This is a genomic window from Pseudomonas sp. Pf153, from assembly GCF_001269775.1.
Taxonomy (GTDB): domain Bacteria; phylum Pseudomonadota; class Gammaproteobacteria; order Pseudomonadales; family Pseudomonadaceae; genus Aquipseudomonas; species Aquipseudomonas uvaldensis.
In genome coordinates this window covers 45,062-59,015 of sequence record NZ_LHVL01000027.1, presented here as the reverse complement: position 1 = coordinate 59,015, position 13,954 = coordinate 45,062, and the positions used below count along the sequence as shown (strand labels likewise).

Here is a 13,954-nt window from a genome sequence, read left to right as displayed (position 1 = left end):
ACGCCGACACCCTACCGGGCCGACACCTCAGCCGGCTTCACCGCCCCAGGCTTCAACACCAGCCACAATGCCGCCGCGATCAACACTCCGCCATACAGATGCGCCATGCCCAGCGGCTCATCCAGCAGCAACGCCCCCCACAGCACGCCGAACGGCGGGATCAGGAAGGTCACGGTCATGGACTTCACCGGGCCGATGGCACTGAGCAGTCTGAAATAAAGGATGTAGGCCAGCGCGGTACACACCAGGCCCAAGCCCAACAGCGACAGCCAGACGCTCCAGCCTCCCCAACTGGCCGGTGGCTGGCTGATGACGCTGTAGCCGAACAATGGCAGCAGAAACAACGTGGCACCGAACATGCTGCCCAGGGCCGAGAGGCGGCTGTCGAGCCCGCCTTGATGATCGAGCCAGCGACGGGTCAGGAAGCCGGCGAAGCCATAACAGGTGGTAGCCATCAGGCAGGCGAGGGCGCCCATCAGCAGTTGCAGGTCGAACGCCACTGGCCCGGCGCCGGTCAGGATGCCCACGCCCAAGAGGCCGAGGAACACGCCGCTGACCTTCGCCACGGTAAGCTGTTCGCTGAAGAACAGTCCACCGATCAACACGCCCATCAGAGGCGTCGTAGCGTTGAAGATCGCCGAATAACCCGCCGGCAGCACCTGGGCCGCCAGGGAATAGAACGTGGCCGGGATGCCCGAGTTGATCAGGCCCAGCACCATCACCACCTTCAGCTTGCCGCGAAAACTCCAGTCGACACGCATCAGCGCCAGGATCACCAGCAAGCCGACGAAGGCGATGGAGACGCGAAAGAAGGCGGTGGGGATCGTGCCGATGACCGGGGCGATGATGCGCATGAACAGGAAGCTAGCCCCCCAGATGGCGGCCAGTGACAGCAGGCGCAAGATGTCGACGAGGTTCACAAGTCTTTCCTTCCTTGATGGGCTGGCAAGTGTCGCCGCCCTCCAGGCCGATGGCAACGGTTGCGTTGCCGACGGATTGGCCTCTAAGCTCAGTCGCCAATAACAAGATGACCCGTCGAGGTTCCCGATGCCCCAGCCATGGCCCGCCACCGAAATCGCCCGTTCGATTCTCGACGGTTTCGACGATTATCGTGAGCATTTCCGGCAAATCACCGATGGCGCCCGGGCCCGGTTCGAGCAGGCCCGGTGGCAGGAGGCGCAAGCGGCTTCGGCGGCGCGGATCAATTTGTATGAAGAGAAAGTCTTCGAAACCGTCGCCCGGCTGCGCAAGGCTTTCGACGCCGAAGCGCTGATGGACGTCAGCTGCTGGCCTTTGGTGAAAAGCGCCTACATCAGCCTGATCGACCTGCGTTTCGACGATGAACTGTCCGAAACCTGGTACAACTCGATCTTCTGCGGCCTGTTCAGCCACGACCTGATCAGCGACGGCACGATGTTCATCCACACCACCCGGCCCAGCCTGCGCCGAGCCCGTGCTGCCCAGACCCGCACCTACAAGCCTCAGGGCCAACTCGACCGGATGCTGGCGCAGATCTTTGCCGATTACCGTTTCAGCGAGGACTATGCCGACCTGCCGGGTGATTTGCAGCGTCTCGAAGCCCAGCTACGAGAGAACCTGCCGGACTGGGTCTGCAAGGACCCCGAGCTGACGGTGGAGCTGTTTTCTTCGGTGCTCTATCGCAACAAAGGCGCCTATCTGGTGGGCCGGATCTACACCCGGGATGACCAATGGCCCCTGGTCGTTCCGCTGCTGCATCGCGAGGGCCGGGGCATCCAGATCGACGCGCTGATCACGGACGAGGCCCAGGTGTCGATCATCTTTTCGTTCACGCGTTCCTACTTCATGGTGGATGTGCCGGTGCCCGCGGAATTCGTCGGCTTTCTCAAGCGCATCCTGCCGGGCAAGCACATTGCCGAGCTGTACACCTCCATTGGTTTCTACAAGCATGGCAAGTCCGAATTCTATCGGGCCTTGATCAATCACCTGGCCAATACCGACGACCAATTCATCATGGCCCCCGGTGTGCGCGGCATGGTCATGAGTGTGTTCACGCTGCCGGGTTTCAATACCGTTTTCAAAATCATCAAGGACCGTTTTTCCCCCTCGAAAAACGTCGACCGGGCCACGGTGATCGAGAAGTATCGACTGGTGAAAAGCGTCGACCGGGTCGGGCGCATGGCCGATACCCAGGAGTTCGCCGATTTTCGCTTTCCGTTGAGCAAGTTCGAGCCGGCGTGCCTGGAGGAGTTGCTGGAGGTCGCGCCGTCGACGGTGTCGGTGGAGGGCGACACGGTGTTGATCCGCCACTGCTGGACCGAGCGGCGCATGACACCACTGAACCTCTACCTGGAGAACGCCAGCGAAGCCCAGGTGCGTGAGGCACTGGAAGACTATGGTCTGGCCATCAAGCAACTGGCGGCGGCCAATATCTTTCCCGGAGACATGCTGCTCAAGAACTTCGGCGTGACCCGTCACGGCCGCGTGGTGTTCTACGACTACGATGAAATCTGCTTCCTGACCGAAGCCAACTTCCGCCATATTCCCCAGCCGCGCACACCGGAAGATGAAATGGCCTCCGAGCCTTGGTACTCCATCGGACCGCTGGACGTCTTCCCCGAGGAGTTCCCGCCGTTCCTGTTCGCCGACGCCGGACAACGCAAGTTGTTCGACCAGATGCACGGCGAGCTGTACAACGCCGACTACTGGAAAGGCCTGCAGGAGGCGATCCGGGCCGGGAAGGTAATCGATGTGTTTCCGTACCGGCGCAAGGGATAGAAGCCGCTTCAAGGTTCAAGCGGCAAGTTTCGAGTTTCCGGCCAACGCAGCTTGCAACTTGCAGCTTGCCGCTTGAAACTTGCCGCTGCTCCTTTTCCCTTGCGTACCTGATGACTGACCAAGCCCCCGCTATCGACAAGTTGCTGAAAAACCTCGACCACGCCATGCTCGCCGACCGTCACCGGTTGCGGCGCCAGTTGCTCGAGCTGCGCAAGAAACCCGATGAGGCGAAACTCGCCCAATGGGTGACGCGCATGCAAGCGTCCTGTGATCAGGTGCTGGCGCGCAAGGCCAGCCTGCCGGTGATCCGCTACGACGACAACTTGCCGATCGCCGCCAAGCGCGACGAGATCAAGCAGGCGTTGCTCAAGCATCAGGTACTGATCATCGCCGGTGAAACCGGCTCAGGCAAAACCACCCAATTGCCGAAGATCTGCCTGGAAATCGGTCGCGGCCAGCATGGCTTGATCGGCCATACCCAGCCACGCCGTATCGCCGCCCGCAGCGTGGCCAGCCGCGTGGCCGAGGAGCTGGGCACGCCACTGGGCGCGTTGGTGGGCTATCAGGTGCGGTTCGAGGACCAGAGCGACGCCAACACGTTGGTCAAGCTGATGACCGACGGGATCCTGCTGGCCGAAACTCAGAATGACCGTTACCTGGAACGCTACGACACCATCATCGTCGACGAAGCCCACGAGCGCAGTCTGAACATCGACTTCCTGCTGGGTTACCTGAAAACCCTGCTGCCGCGCCGTCCGGACCTGAAGGTCATCATCACCTCGGCGACCATCGACCTGGAGCGCTTCTCCAAACACTTCGATGACGCGCCGATCGTCGAGGTTTCCGGTCGCACCTTCCCGGTGGAAACCTGGTATCGCCCGCTGACCCTGGAGCAGGACGAAGAGGGCAACCGGGTCGAGGATGACCTGACCGTCGACCAGGCGATCCTCGCCGCCCTCGATGAAATCGCCGCCCATGAGCGCAGCGAGCGCCGCAGCCCTGGCGATGTGCTGGTGTTCCTGCCGGGCGAACGGGAGATTCGCGACGCGGCGGAGATGCTGCGCAAGGCCCAACTCAAGCACACCGAAATCCTGCCGCTCTATGCGCGTTTGACGCCAGCCGAGCAGCAGCGGATTTTCCAATCCCATCCGGGGCGGCGTGTAGTGCTGGCAACCAACGTCGCCGAAACCTCGCTGACCGTACCGGGTATCCGCTATGTGATCGACAGCGGTACCGCGCGCATCAGCCGCTACAGCTATCGCGCCAAGGTCCAGCGCCTGCCCATCGAGGCCATTTCCCAGGCCAGCGCCAACCAGCGCAAGGGTCGTTGCGGGCGGGTCGAGCCGGGGATTTGCATACGTTTGTACAGCGAGGAAGATTTCCTCGGCAGGCCGGAATTCACCGATCCCGAGATTCTGCGTACCAACCTGGCGGCGGTGATCCTGCAGATGCTGCACCTGCGCCTGGGCGAGATCACCGACTTCCCGTTCATCGAACCGCCGGACGGCAAGGCCATCAGCGACGGTTTCAACCTGCTGCAAGAATTGTCCGCAGTGGACCGCAACGGCCAGCTGACCCCGCTGGGCCGCCAGTTGGCGCGCTTGCCGGTGGATCCGCGCATGGGTCGCATGCTGCTGGAAGCGGCGAAGCTCGGCAGTCTTCAGGAAGTGCTGATCGTCGCCAGCGCCATGTCGATCCAGGATCCGCGCGAACGCCCACCCGAGCGCCAGCAGGCCGCGGACCAGGCCCATGCCCAATGGAAAGACACGGATTCGGATTTCGCCGGGCTGGTCAATCTGTGGCGCGGTTTCGAAGAGCAGCGCCAGGCGCTGACTGCCAGCCCGCTGCGCAACTGGTGTCGCAAGAACTTCCTCAATTACCTGCGCCTGCGGGAATGGCGCGATTCCCATCGTCAACTGAGCCTGATCTGCCGCGACATGCAGTTGAGCCTCAACAAAGAGCCGGCGGACTACCCGAAGCTGCACAAAGCGGTGCTGTCGGGCCTGCTCAGCCAGATTGGCCAGAAGACCGAAGACGGCGATTATCTGGGTGCCCGTCAGCGACGCTTCTGGGTCCATCCGTCATCGGGCCTGGGCAAGAAACGTCCGCAATGGCTGATGACCGCCGAGCTGGTGGAAACCACCAAGCTGTATGCGCGCATGGTCGCCAAGATCGAGCCGGACTGGATCGAACCGCTGGCCGGACACCTGATCAAGAAAAACCACTTCGAACCCCATTGGGAGAAGAAGCGCGGGCAGGTGGTGGCGTATGAACAGATCACTTTGTTCGGGCTGATCGTGGTCGGACGCCGGCCGGTGCATTACGGCCCGGTGGACCCGGTGGTGTCGCGGGAGCTGTTTATCCGCGAGGCGTTGGTGCGCGGCGAGATCCAGTCCCGGGCCAAATGCCTGGGAGCCAACACCAGGCTTCTGGAACAACTCGACGAACTGGAAGCCAAGGCGCGCCGCCGCGACATCCTGGCGGACGAAGAAACCCTGTTCGCCTTTTACGACGCACGGTTGCCGGCCGAGATTCACCAGACGGCGACCTTCGACAGCTGGTATCGCATCAACAGCCAGAAAGACCCACAGCTGCTGATCATGCGCGAGGAGGACGTGCTAGCGCGTGACGCCAGCGAAGTCACCGCCGCGCATTTTCCCGACACCTTGCGCGTCGGCGACCTGACCTTGCCGCTGAGCTATCACTTCGAACCCAACCACCCCCGCGACGGTGTGACCCTGCGAGTGCCGGCGCCGCTGTTGCCGATGCTGCCGCCGGAACGCCTGGAATGGCTGGTACCCGGAATGATCGAGGCCAAGTGCATCGCCCTGGTGCGCAACCTGCCCAAGGCCCTGCGCAAGAATTTCGTGCCGGTGCCGGATTTCGTCAAGGCCGCGCTGCAACGCATCACTTTTGCCGAAGGCTCGTTGCCCCAATCCCTGGGCCGCGAATTGCTGCGCATGACCGGGGCGCGGGTGAGTGACGAAGCCTGGGCTGAGGCGGCGCAGCAGGTGGAAAGTCACCTGCGCATGAACCTGGAGATCGTCGACGGCCAGGGCAAGTTTCTCGGCGAAGGCAGCGATCTGGCCGAATTGACGGCGCGGTTTGCCGAAGCCAGCCAGGCCGCATTGGCCGTGCCGCAGACGGCCAAGAGCCAGGCGCCCGTGGAGGCGAAGGTCTTCGCGCCGGTGGCGGAAAAAACCCAGCAAAAAATTGCCGGGCTGTCGATGACGGTGTATCCGGCCCTGGTGGAAGAGGGGGGCGTGGTCAAGGAGGGCCGTTTCCCGACGCCCGCCGAAGCCGAATTCCAGCATCGCCGCGCCTTGCAGCGCTTGCTGATGCAGCAATTGGCCGAGTCGGCCAAGTTCCTGCGGGGCAAGTTGCCGGGATTGACCGAGCTGGGCCTGCTCTACCGCGAGCTGGGGCGTATCGACAGTTTGGTGGAAGACATCCTGCTGGTGAGCCTCGACAGTTGCGTGCTGGAAGGCGAGGCGAGTCTGCCCCGTGACGGCGCCGCGCTGGCTTCCCTGGCCGAGCGCAAGCGTGGCGGCTGGACGGAGCACGCCGAGCGCCTGGCGAAGCTGACCCTGGACATCCTCAAGCTCTGGCACGGCCTGCAAAAACGCTTCAAAGGCAAGATCGACCTGGCCCAGGCCGTGGCCCTGAACGACATCAAGCAGCAGCTCAGCCATTTGGTGTACCCGGGTTTCGTGCGCGAAACCCCGCATCAATGGCTCAAGGAACTGCCACGTTATCTCAAGGCCATCGAACAGCGCTTCGAGAAACTGGGCAGTCAAGTACAGAAGGATCGGGTCTGGAGCGGCGAGTTGTCGACGCTCTGGACCCAATACCAGGCCCGCGCGGGCAAACATGCCCAGGAAGGCAAGCGTGATCCGCAACTGGAACTGTACCGCTGGTGGCTGGAGGAGTACCGGGTGTCGTTGTTCGCCCAACAGTTGGGGACCAAGGTGCCGATTTCGGACAAGCGCCTGAGTAAGCAGTGGGGGCAGGTCGAACCCTGAAGCTGACACAAACCGCTGTAGGAGCGGGCTTGCTCGCGAATGCGGTGTATCAATCGACATAGAATTTGGATGGACCACCGCTTTCGCGAGCAAGCCCGCTCCCACAAGTGTTTTGTGTTGTCAGTAAGGGAGAATGGGCCAAACGCCAGCGTTTATGGCAAACTTCGCGCCTATAAGTGCCGGTCCCGTGGTTTTGAGCTTCAATGCCTACGGGCGGATCGGAATAAAGCGAGGCCAGGTCTGCTTCCCCGGGATGGGAAAAGACCCTTTGCGTGTTGGCACGATTGTGCCAATGCTTTCTGCCTGAACAGATCAGAGACACGACCATGCATAACGTCGTCATCAGTGGCACCGGCCTATACACCCCGGCCAACAGCATTTCCAATGAAGAGCTGGTGCAATCTTTCAACACCTATGTCGCGCAATTCAATGCGGACAACGCCGAGGCCATCGAGCGCGGCGAAGTGGAGGCCTTGACCGAATCCAGCGCGGCGTTCATCGAAAAGGCCTCTGGCATCAAGAGCCGCTTCGTCATGGATAAGGACGGCATCCTCGACCCGCAACGCATGACCCCACGCCTGCCGGAACGCTCCAACGAGCAGTGGTCGGTACTCTGCGAAATGGCTGTCGGCGCCGCTAAACAATCCCTTGAGCGTGCCGGGCGCACCGCCGCCGACATCGACGGCGTGATCGTCGCCTGTTCCAACTTGCAGCGCGCTTACCCGGCCATCGCCATCGAAGTCCAGGAAGCCTTGGGCATCGACGGTTTCGGCTTCGACATGAACGTGGCCTGTTCCTCGGCGACCTTCGGCATCCAGGCCGCGGCCAACAGCGTACAACTGGGCCAGGCGCGGGCGATCCTGATGGTTAACCCCGAAGTGTGCACCGGCCACCTGAACTTCCGCGACCGTGACAGCCACTTCATTTTCGGCGACGCAGCCACCGCCGTGATCATCGAACGGGCGGACCTGGCGACTTCGCCGTATCAGTTCGACGTGGTCAGCACCAAACTGCTCACCAAGTTCTCCAACAATATCCGTAACAACTTTGGTTTTCTCAACCGGGCGGCCGAGGAAGGGATCGGCACGCGGGACAAGCTGTTCGTCCAGGAAGGTCGCAAGGTCTTCCGCGACGTCTGCCCGATGGTGGCCGAGCTGATCGGGGTTCATCTGGAGGAAAACCAGCTGGACGTCGGTGAAGTGAAGCGCTTCTGGCTGCACCAGGCCAACCTGAGCATGAACCACCTGATTGTGCGCAAGCTGCTGGGCCGCGAAGCCACCGAAGAAGAAGCCCCGGTGATCCTCGACACCTACGCCAACACCAGCTCGGCCGGTTCGGTGATTGCATTCCACAAGTACCAAGACGACCTGCCCAGCGGCACGGTCGCGGTACTCAGCTCGTTCGGCGCCGGTTATTCGATTGGCAGTGTGATTCTGCGCAAGCGTTGATCTTGTGGGAGCAAGGCCTTGCTCCCACAAGCCCCGCTCCCACAGATCGGACAGGATGTTGAATGACGGCCGGTGATGACACCCAACTGCTCCAACGCCTCCTGGCCGGCGAGCAGCAGGCCTACAAAGAGCTGGTCAGCACCTACCAGGGAGCGATGCGCGCCGTGGCGTTCGCTATTGTGGGCAGCCGCCATGCCGATGAAGTCGTGCAGGACGCCTGGCTGTCGGTAGTGCGCAATCTCGACGGGTTCCAGGGCCGTTCCAGCCTCAAGACCTGGCTGCTGACCATCACGGCCAACGCGGCCAAGGGACGCTATAAACAAAATCGTCGCGAAGTATTGCTCGACGATCTTCCGGCGCCCCACGGCACCCTCGGCGATGATCGCTTTGCCGCCGATGGACACTGGCTGCTGGCGCCGTTCGCCTGGCACCAGGACACGCCGGAAGCGCTGCTCACGGAGAGCGAATTGCGCGATTGCCTTGAACACACCTTGCTCAGCCTCTCGGAGCTGCAAGGCAGCGTGCTGACCCTGCGCGAGCGCCAGGGGCTGGAGTTGGAAGAAATCTGTAACCTTCTCGATATCTCGCTCTCCAACGTACGCGTGCTGTTGCATCGCGCCCGATTGAAAGTCTTCGCGACTGTTGAACATTTCGAGGAAACCGGCGAATGCTGACCTGCAAGGAACAAGTAGCGCGCTCCAGCGATTACCTCGACGAACAACTGACCTTCCGTGAACGCCTGATGGTGCGCCATCACCTGATGTTCTGCCCCAATTGCCGGCGATTCATCCGCCAGATGCGCCTGATGCAGGCAACCCTCAGGAAGCTTCCCGAAGCACCGGTGCCGAATCTGGACCACCTCGCGGAAAAACTTGCCGCCGAGCGACGCAGAGCCCACCGCTAAACCCCGAGACGCCCCCAACCTTGTGGGAGCGGGCTTGCTCGCGAATGCGGTGGTCCATCCAACTTCTATGTCGATTGATACACCGCTTTCGCGAGCAAGCCCGCTCCCACAGGGGTCATCGGTGTTTCCAGTTATTTCTTTTCGAAGTAAAAAGTTCCGCTGTCATGAAATCTTTATGTGATGGCAACCTGCCTGACACAACCGGTCGCCAAGATCCCCTCCCAACACCAGCGGGCCCGTTTCCGCGTGTTTTCTAACGCATAGACTACCAACAGGGGAATTCTTCGATGATCCGTAAGCACTTCGCAGGTTTTGCCGCCAGCGCGCTGGCAATGGCAGTAACCGCCCAGGCTTTCGCCGGCACCGTCACCACCGACGGCGCCGATATCGTGGTCAAAACCAAGGGCGGCCTTGAAGTCGCCACCACTGACAAAGAGTTCAGCTTCAAGCTTGGCGGTCGTTTGCAGGCTGACTACAGCCAGTTCGATGGGATCTACACCGACAACGGCAACTCGGCCGACGCCGCTTACATCCGTCGCGCCTTCCTGGAACTGTCCGGTGTGCTGTACACGGATTGGGCCTACACCATCAACTACGACATGTCCCACAACAGCGGCGACTCCGACAACGGCTACTTCGACGAAGCGTCCCTGGCCTACAACGGCTTCAAGCCGGTCTCGATCAAAGTCGGTCGCTTCGACCCCGATTTCGGCCTGGAAAAAGCCACCAGCTCCAAGTGGGTGACTGCGCCTGAGCGTAACGCCGCCTACGACCTGATCGACTGGACCAACAGCCACCAGAACGGCCTGGGCCTGCAAGCGTCCAGCACCTTCGCCGATTCGTTCTACGCCTCGGCCGGTGTGTTCAGCAAGGACACCGACGACACCGACGGCGACAGCGTCAAGCAAGTCAACGGCCGTTTTGTGTTCGCGCCGATGCATGACGCCGGCAATGTGCTGCACTTCGGTGTGAACGTGGCTTCCCGTGATGTTTCCGACACCGTATTCGACGCACGCTATCGTTCCCGCCTGGGCATGCGTGGTGTTGAAACCCTCGGCGGCAACGATGCCGGTCCGAACGGCAACCGTCCTGTACTGGGCGGCGCCAACAACTCGCCAGCAGGTTCCTACGACCGCGATACCGCGTTCGGCCTGGAAGCCGCCTTTGCCATGGGCCCGGCCTCGATCCAGGGTGAATACATCACTCGCAAGACCAAGGCTGACGCCGACGGTTTCGAAGACATCAAGGGCCACGGTTTCTACGTGCAGGGCGCCTACACCCTCACTGGCGAGTCCCGTGGCTACAAGGTCGGCAAATTCGATTCGATCAAGCCTCAGAACAAGTCCATCGGTGCCTGGGAACTGTTCTATCGCTTTGACAGCCTGACCGTCGAGGACGACAACATCACCACGGCCTCGGCCACCCGTGAAGTGGGCGATGCCGAAGCCAAGGTGCACAACCTGGGCGTGAACTGGTACGCCAACGAGGCTGTGAAAATCACCGGCGCTTACATCAAGGCCAAGACCGACAAAGTCACCAACGCCAACGGTGACGACGATGGTGACGGCTTCGTGGTCCGTGCCCAGTATGTGTTCTGAGTCGCGCTGACCTGATACAGAGCGCTTTCTTCATCCGTTAAAGCTCCTTTCAACCCCGCTCCGGCGGGGTTTTTTATGGTGCGCGGGCCGAGATCGGCGATACTCGCCCCATCCGCAGTCTGGAGATCGGGGAACCGCATGCCGCTACACGTCCTGGACAACCTGTCCGCCATCGCGCCGCATGAGTGGGACGCGTTGGTGCCCATCAATCAACCGTTCCTGCGTCACGCTTTCCTCGGCGCATTGGAGGACAGTGCCAGCCTCGGGCCGCAATCCGGCTGGCAACCCGAGCATTTGCTGCACATCGAAGAGGGTCGTTTGATGGCGGCCTTGCCCAGTTATCGCAAGTGGCATTCATACGGCGAATACGTGTTCGATCACGGCTGGGCCGACGCCTGCGCCCGTGCCGGGATCGACTATTACCCCAAGCTGTTGACGGCGGTGCCATTCAGCCCGGTCAGCGGGCCCCGGCTGCTGACGGCGCGGCTGGAGGATGGTCTGGAGCTGCTTGGCTGCCTGCCGGGCTATCTGGAGATCGAGGGGCTTTCCAGTGCCCACATCAACTTCACCGACACCTTTACCGACACGGCGCTGGCCGGGCAGGAAGGTTGGCTGCAGCGGATCGGCTGCCAATATCACTGGCAGAACCGGGGTTACCGGGACTTCCAGGATTTTCTCGACGCCCTCAGTTCCCGAAAGCGCAAGCAGATGCGCAAGGAGCGCGAGCAGGTGGCGGGGCAGGGGATCGAATTCGAATGGCTTGCGGGGCATGAGCTGGACGAGGCACTGTGGGATTTCGTCTACGCCTGTTACGCCAATACCTACGCGGTGCGCCGTCAGGCGCCGTACCTGACCCGCGCGTTTTTCAGCCTGTTGGCCGAACGCATGCCCGAGGCGATTCGCGTCGTCCTGGCCAAACAAGGCGCCCGTCCCGTGGCGATGGCGTTCAGCCTGGTGGGCGGCGACAGTTTCTATGGGCGTTACTGGGGTTGCCTGGCGGAGTTCGACCGCTTGCACTTCGAGACCTGTTTCTACCAGGGTATGGATTACGCGATTGCCCAGGGCTTGCAGCGCTTCGATGCGGGTGCTCAAGGCGAGCACAAATTGATACGCGGGTTCGAGCCGGTGATTACCCGGTCGTGGCATTACCTGCGCCATCCGGGGCTGAAAGCGGCGGTGGAGGATTTTCTCGTCCGTGAACAGGAAGGGGTGTTGGCCTATGCCGAAGAGGCCAGGATGGCACTGCCGTATCGGCAGTGCTGATATCGGCTGGCCGCCACGGTGAGTCAGCAGTCAGCGCCTTATTCATGGGGTCAAGCCGCACCTCTCAATTCAGTCGATCCCCACGAACCCACCCGTCTGATGCTGCCATAACCGCGCATACAGCCCGCCATGAGCCAGCAGTTCGGCATGGCTGCCCGTTTCGGCGATGCGACCGTTCTCCAGCACTACGAGACGGTCCATCCGGGCGATGGTCGAGAGGCGGTGGGCGATGGCGATCACGGTCTTGCCCTGCATCAGCGTTTCCAGGCTCTCCTGGATCGCGGCCTCCACTTCCGAGTCCAACGCCGAGGTCGCTTCGTCCATGATCAGGATCGGTGCATCCTTGAGCAGGACTCGGGCAATGGCGATGCGCTGGCGCTGGCCACCGGACAGTTTCACGCCGCGCTCGCCCACATGGGCATCAAAGCCGGTACGGCCCTGGGCGTCGGAAAGCAACGGAATGAATTCATCGGCACGGGCCTTGTGTACCGCTTCCCAGAGTTGCGCGTCGGTGGCGTTGGGTTTGCCGTAAAGCAGGTTGTCGCGAATCGAGCGGTGCAGCAGCGAGGTGTCCTGGGTGATCATGCCGATCCGCTCGCGCAGGCTTTCCTGGCTCACTTCGGCGATGTCCTGGCCGTCGATGAGGATGCGGCCACCTTGCACGTCATAGAGACGCAGCAGCAGGTTGACCAGGGTGGATTTGCCCGCGCCGGACGGGCCGATCAGGCCGATCTTCTCGCCGGCCCTGATGGTCAGATTCAGGTCGCTGATCACGCCGCTTTTCTTGCCGTAGTGGAAGTCCACATGCTCGAAACGCACCTCGCCACGGGCGACCGCCAGTGGCTTGGCGTGTTCGCGGTCGGTGACACTGACCGGCTGGGCGATGGTCTCCAGGCCGTCCTGGACCATGCCGATATTTTCGAAGATGCCGTTGACCACCCACATGATCCAGCCGGACATGTTGACGATGCGGATCACCAGCCCGGTGGCCAGGGCAATGGCGCCGACGCTGATCAGCGACTGGGTCCACAGCCACAACGCCAGGCCGGTGGTGCCGACGATCAACAGTCCGTTCATGCTGGTGATGACCACGTCCATGCTGGTCACCACACGGCCGGCCAACTGGGCTTTTTCGGTCTGTTCCTGGATCGCTTCGCGTGCGTACTGTTGTTCGAAGTTCGTGTGGGCGAACAGCTTCAGGGTGGTGATGTTGGTGTAGCCGTCGACGATCCGGCCCATGAGCTTGGAGCGGGCGTCGGACGACACCACGGAACGTTCCTTGACCCGCGGCACGAAGTAATAGAGCGCGCCGATGTAGGCGGCGATCCACAGCAGCAGCGGGATCATCAGGCGCCAGTCGGCTTCGGCGAACAGTACCAGCGAACTGATGGCGTAGATCAGCACGTGCCACAGCGCGTCCACGGCCTGTACCGCTGAGTCGCGCAGGGAGTTGCCGGTCTGCATGATGCGCTGGGCGATACGTCCGGCGAAATCGTTCTGAAAAAAATTCAGGCTCTGCTTGAGCACGTAGCTGTGATTCTGCCAGCGGATCAGGCTGGTCATGCCGGGGCTCAGGGTCTGGTGCACCAGCAGGTCATGCAGCGCCACGAAGATTGGCCGCAGGATCAGCGCCACCACCGCCATCCACGCCAGTTCCAGGCCGTGGATCTTGAAGAAATCGACGTTGGGCGTGCCTTGGGCCAGGTCGATGATGCGGCTCAGGTAGCTGAACAGCGCCACTTCGATCAATGCGCCGACCAATCCCACCACCAGCAGGACGGCGAAGCTTGGCCAGACTTGTTTCAGGTAATACGTGTAGAAGGGCAGGACGCGGTTCGGTGGGGCCGAGCTGGGGGCGTCGCGGAAGATGTCGATCAGTTTTTCGAAACGGCGGTAAACCATGAATTAACAGCCCGGGCAGGGCTCTCCTTTGTGCTGTGAGCGGCGCATGATCAGCCGCCG

Annotated in this window: 9 protein-coding genes; 7 read left to right on the top strand and 2 right to left on the bottom strand. The window is 61.7% G+C overall.

Annotated features, from left to right (window positions below; all coding sequences use genetic code 11):
• Positions 1-11: 11 nt before the first annotated feature.
• On the bottom strand, positions 12-920 hold the full coding sequence (locus tag AD666_RS20275) for a DMT family transporter (protein WP_053155782.1): 909 nt from the start codon (positions 918-920) through the stop codon (positions 12-14).
• A 127-nt stretch (positions 921-1,047) separates the two neighbouring features.
• On the opposite strand from AD666_RS20275, the gene aceK reads away from it, so the two are divergent.
• From aceK to AD666_RS20240, 7 genes are all read left to right on the top strand, one after another.
• Complete coding sequence (aceK, locus tag AD666_RS20270) at positions 1,048-2,757, top strand: bifunctional isocitrate dehydrogenase kinase/phosphatase (protein ID WP_053155780.1); 1,710 nt, start codon at positions 1,048-1,050, stop codon at positions 2,755-2,757.
• Positions 2,758-2,867: 110 nt separating this feature from the next.
• Positions 2,868-6,779 carry an ATP-dependent RNA helicase HrpA gene (gene hrpA, locus AD666_RS20265; protein ID WP_053155778.1) on the top strand — a complete coding sequence of 1,304 codons (3,912 nt, stop codon included), beginning with the start codon at positions 2,868-2,870 and terminating at the stop codon, positions 6,777-6,779.
• Between the two features lie 326 nt (positions 6,780-7,105).
• Entirely contained in the window at positions 7,106-8,227 is a 1,122-nt protein-coding gene (locus AD666_RS20260) for a beta-ketoacyl-ACP synthase III (RefSeq protein ID WP_053155776.1), read from the top strand.
• 62 nt (positions 8,228-8,289) lie between these two features.
• Positions 8,290-8,901, top strand: a complete 612-nt coding sequence (locus tag AD666_RS20255) for an RNA polymerase sigma factor (RefSeq protein ID WP_053155774.1) — start codon at positions 8,290-8,292, stop codon at positions 8,899-8,901.
• Positions 8,895-9,131 (top strand): anti-sigma factor, encoded by a 237-nt coding sequence (locus AD666_RS20250; RefSeq protein ID WP_053155772.1) that lies wholly within the window; start codon positions 8,895-8,897, stop codon positions 9,129-9,131. Before AD666_RS20255 ends, AD666_RS20250 begins: the two co-directional genes overlap by 7 nt.
• A 287-nt stretch (positions 9,132-9,418) precedes the next feature.
• On the top strand, positions 9,419-10,729 hold the full coding sequence (locus AD666_RS20245) for an OprO/OprP family phosphate-selective porin (protein WP_053155770.1): 1,311 nt from the start codon (positions 9,419-9,421) through the stop codon (positions 10,727-10,729).
• Between the two features lie 138 nt (positions 10,730-10,867).
• Entirely contained in the window at positions 10,868-11,992 is a 1,125-nt protein-coding gene (locus AD666_RS20240; protein ID WP_053155768.1) for a GNAT family N-acetyltransferase, read from the top strand.
• 69 nt (positions 11,993-12,061) lie between these two features.
• Here AD666_RS20240 and AD666_RS20235 read toward each other — a convergent pair whose 3' ends face one another.
• Positions 12,062-13,894 carry an ABC transporter ATP-binding protein gene (locus AD666_RS20235; protein ID WP_053155765.1) on the bottom strand — a complete coding sequence of 611 codons (1,833 nt, stop codon included), beginning with the start codon at positions 13,892-13,894 and terminating at the stop codon, positions 12,062-12,064.
• Positions 13,895-13,954: the final 60 nt, after the last annotated feature.

Excerpts from the sequence above, each read along its gene's own strand:
- aceK (WP_053155780.1), top strand. The coding sequence starts at position 1,048 with ATGCCCCAGCCATGGCCCGCCACCGAAATCGCCCGTTCGATTCTCGAC.
- hrpA (WP_053155778.1), top strand. The coding sequence starts at position 2,868 with ATGACTGACCAAGCCCCCGCTATCGACAAGTTGCTGAAAAACCTCGAC.
- AD666_RS20260 (WP_053155776.1), top strand. The coding sequence starts at position 7,106 with ATGCATAACGTCGTCATCAGTGGCACCGGCCTATACACCCCGGCCAAC.
- AD666_RS20255 (WP_053155774.1), top strand. The coding sequence starts at position 8,290 with ATGACGGCCGGTGATGACACCCAACTGCTCCAACGCCTCCTGGCCGGC.
- AD666_RS20250 (WP_053155772.1), top strand. The coding sequence starts at position 8,895 with ATGCTGACCTGCAAGGAACAAGTAGCGCGCTCCAGCGATTACCTCGAC.
- AD666_RS20245 (WP_053155770.1), top strand. The coding sequence starts at position 9,419 with ATGATCCGTAAGCACTTCGCAGGTTTTGCCGCCAGCGCGCTGGCAATG.
- AD666_RS20240 (WP_053155768.1), top strand. The coding sequence starts at position 10,868 with ATGCCGCTACACGTCCTGGACAACCTGTCCGCCATCGCGCCGCATGAG.
- AD666_RS20235 (WP_053155765.1), bottom strand. The coding sequence starts at position 13,894 with ATGGTTTACCGCCGTTTCGAAAAACTGATCGACATCTTCCGCGACGCC.